Annotated in this window: 4 protein-coding genes; 1 reads left to right on the plus strand and 3 read right to left on the minus strand. The window is 31.3% G+C overall.

Going from position 1 to position 3,793, the window contains the following annotated elements:
• Positions 1 to 146: 146 nt before the first annotated feature.
• The 3 genes from ACQCX0_RS00745 to ACQCX0_RS00755 all read right to left on the minus strand — a co-directional run bounded on the left by ACQCX0_RS00745 (position 147) and on the right by ACQCX0_RS00755 (position 2,540).
• A complete protein-coding gene (locus ACQCX0_RS00745; protein WP_462562184.1) occupies positions 147 to 350 on the minus strand; it encodes a hypothetical protein in 204 nt (67 codons plus the stop codon).
• 174 nt (positions 351 to 524) lie between these two features.
• On the minus strand, positions 525 to 1,418 hold the full coding sequence (locus ACQCX0_RS00750; RefSeq protein WP_462562185.1) for a Mu-like prophage major head subunit gpT family protein: 894 nt from the start codon (positions 1,416 to 1,418) through the stop codon (positions 525 to 527).
• 156 nt (positions 1,419 to 1,574) lie between these two features.
• On the minus strand, positions 1,575 to 2,540 hold the full coding sequence (locus ACQCX0_RS00755; RefSeq protein WP_462562186.1) for a phage protease: 966 nt from the start codon (positions 2,538 to 2,540) through the stop codon (positions 1,575 to 1,577).
• 337 nt (positions 2,541 to 2,877) lie between these two features.
• Here ACQCX0_RS00755 and ACQCX0_RS00760 point away from each other — a divergent pair.
• Positions 2,878 to 3,793, plus strand: a 916-nt coding sequence (locus tag ACQCX0_RS00760) for a nucleotidyltransferase domain-containing protein (protein WP_462562187.1), incomplete at its 3' end; no start/stop codon positions are given.

Raw genomic sequence — 3,793 nt, forward strand, 5'->3', positions numbered from 1 at the left:
TTAAGTAAATATCTATCTCACTACTTGCTGATTTTAAGGCTTTCTCTAGTGCTTCCTTATTCAGGGTGCCATCCTTATTTGAAGTAAGAATATCTATTTCATTATCAGAATAAAAAAGCCTTGCATCTACTATTGTTGCGTACATATTATTTTACTACCTGTATGATTAGTTTAGGCTCAAGTTTTAGTTTTTCTAATGTTGCTTCATCTACTTCTAGTTCTTGATAATTATCACTAAACTTAATCCCGCATCTATAAAAGCTACTTACTCCTTTTTCTTTTATCTTACCCTTTATTAGAATTGCCTTTTCTTGCACAATTCCATTCCTCCCTACTTCATATTTTGCCATTTAATTATTCCTCTATTAAACCACTGCCTGTATGGCAGATTTTATGTGTTTCTTCTCCCCCACTTTTTATAAAGACACTAGTGCCACGCTTAACCAAAATTTTTATAACTTAAATTACCGGGTCAAGGGACTAGTCCCTTGCGGGTGCAGGGTGGAGCCCTGCGTATAATCCTACTATGAAAGCCATACACTACTAAGAACTTCAACTGCTTTATACAGTACATTACTAGTTGTTCCTTTAGCATTTACTACAAATGGTATCTCTACTAATTCTTTTGCTATATATTCTTGAGCCGGAGAGATCACTAAAAGATTAGGATTAATTCCTAATGGATTACCTTCCTCATCTTTTAAACTTTTCATATTGGTTATTGCCTCTTTTAAATTCTCTGCAGTTAAGTCTTTGGTTGAAGCATATCCTCTCTGCCAAAAACCGTATCCTGCTGAAAATCTAGCTTTAATTCCATAGACAACCTCGTTGTGACTATCTAGCCTATAGTTCATCTGTTTTAGTATGGGTTTTTCTCTGCTTTGGAAGATTAAAGGTTTTAATGCACTTCCGGTATCTAACAAATACCACATTAATTCCTTACCGGTCGGACTATCCGGTGCTGAGATGTTTGATACAATCCCTTTACCTACCGGGTGGTCTGTATCAAAGAAGTACTGCCCGTCATAACAAACATTCTTAACCCCATTCTTTAATAACTCAAAGACATATCTATTCGGATGAACTACTGCTTCATTCCCCATCTCACTGAAGAGCGGTGCATATACAGAGAATTTATCATCATCTAAATCATCTTGCTTCACATTTACTGAACTCTCAAAGGTCTTATTCTTAATGGCATAACCATGACTGGCTATGTCTTTTAAAACTCTCTCCCCTACCCACTCTATGAGTTTTGGGAATCTACCTAGCCAATGGTATGTCTCGCTCTCCGCATCAGAATTTATAATTGTGGCTATCTTCTCATAATCACTTGGGGTGATTGGCTTGCCCTTCTCAAAACTTGCGTTCGCACTTGTAAATAATGCCTCTAATTTACTGTCTTTTATGATTGTCATTTCAATTCTTCCTTTTTCTTTATTATTCTTTTCTTTCCCACTTTTTATAAAAAGTGGACAAAATTTTTATCAATTTGTTAAACCACTGCCTTTATGGCAGATTTTGTGTGTTTCTTCAATTGCCCTGCCTAACTTTGCGGAGTACTCTTCTTTTCTCTATTCTTGAGATATTAACTCTCTTACAGTTTTAGCTTTTTGTAATTCCTCAACAGAATGTCCTATCTTTTTACCTACTGCAATTTCTTCGGCACTTAAACTATTAGTTGCCACTCTCTTATTCTCTTTATTTGCATGTATATTATTGCTTAATTTAGGCTTTTCTACTAAATGCTCTGCTACTTTTGTTAATCCATCCTTATTACTACATAACTCTAAGTAGAAATCTCTTGAATTTTCTGATATCTGCCCATTCTTTACAGCCTCATCAATTAGAGTGTTTGCTTCAGTTTTTATTGTGTTTAGCTCTATTGCTTGTAACTTAGCTTGTAGTTCATCTCTAGAATTTAAAACTACTTCATAATCTGCTTTAGGTACAAAATTATTAAGGTCTCCTTTTTGTTCTTTTAGTTGCATTATGGCATTGAGTGTTACTTCAAAACCTGCCTCTTCCTCTATTCCTAAAGCTTTATTAATTAAGCTGGTATTTAGGTTCTTATCCATGTGTTGTTCCTCTTTATTGTTATTAATGGGTGCAGAGACAGTCTCCCTGCTGTTAAGTGCCGGCATCTTTAAATTAGGATGATTAGTTAAAGCCACCGAACTTAAAAACTGCACCTCATTAAATTTATTTGTATAAAATGCCGGAGAAATATACCTATAATATTTTTTAGATACTAACTTCTCGCCCTCCTCGTTCCACTCTACTTTTGCCCATAATTGATTATTCTTAAAATAAATATCTTCTATCCAGCCCACAGCTATTGTAGAAAATCCATATTCACTTTTATGGTCAACATCAATCGGCAATTTTTGTCCGTATTTTGCCCAACCCTCTAATACTGCACTTTCTATATAAGTAAAACTTCTACCATCACGACCCATTACAGGACTTGCTGGTAACAGCATAATCTCACTTGGTAAATTGCCTGTGATTTCTGTACTGTGAATTTGTAATAATTGCATGTGTATTCTTATATATTTTTGCTATTATATTTTTGTGAATTACACTGTGAAATGAGCTTGTGATTTCACAGCTATTTTTTTAATTCATAATGATAATTTACAATATGATTGCATACTTAATAAGTGTGCAAGTGAACACAGAAAAATAGATATTTATTTTACTTTTCTGTAAAATAAAGTGTGAAAAGTGATTGTGAATTCGTGACAATAATAAAGTGTATTTAACTGTAAAGAACATGTAAAATTATACTCACATCATTTTTAAAAATACACATACTCTTATATAACTATATGTTTTATATAGTTATATAATGAAAATATTATGCATGAGAATAGAATGTCATTGAAACAACATCTTAATACCCTTTCTAAAGGTCCTACAAAATCAGAAGAAAATAAGCTAGAAGCAATCGAAGCTAAAATTAGACCTATAATTAATAATTATAAAAAACATTTAAGTGAAGAAAAAAGAAAGTATTGGGATAGTATTAAAATTTATTTACAAGGTTCGTTCGCAAATGATACAGATATTAAAGAAGATAGTGATATAGATATAGTTTTAGAATTACACGGTATATTTAGATATGATGATAGTTCTTTAGACATAGATTCTAAAAAACGACGAAATGAATATTATTCTAGAAGTTCTTATGATTTTTCAGAGTTTAAAAATGATGTATATAAAGCTATACAAACCTATTATAATAATGATAATGCTTACTTCAGAACAGGTAAGAAAAGCATAAAAATTAAACATAACAAAGATAACAAAGCTGAAGCAGATATTATACCTTGTTTCCAATATAAAAAGTTTTTAGATTTTACTGGATCTGAAGATACATCAAAAATAATAAGAGGTATTTCATTTGACACCGAAGATGGAGAAACTATTACTAGCTATCCAAAATTACACTTACAGTCCTGTAAAAGAAAAGAAGAAGAAACATATGAAGCCTATAAATCTACTGTAAGAATATTTAAAAATATTAAATCTATACTCATTGATAAAAAAGTAATTAATGATAAATTAGCTTGCTCATATTATATTGAAAATCTAATTTATAATTGCCCTAATAATCTTTTTCAAAATTATAACTTTACTTATACAACTAAACAGATAATTCAGCATTTGGCAAATCAATACGATGACATCTATAAGTTTATATTTGCACACGATCAAGATTATTTATTTTCAGAGAAAAATTGGAATAAAAAAGATTTTATTTACTTTCTTAATGAAACCCATAAATATT

The sequence above is a fragment of the Candidatus Hepatincolaceae symbiont of Strigamia maritima genome (genome assembly GCF_055505085.1).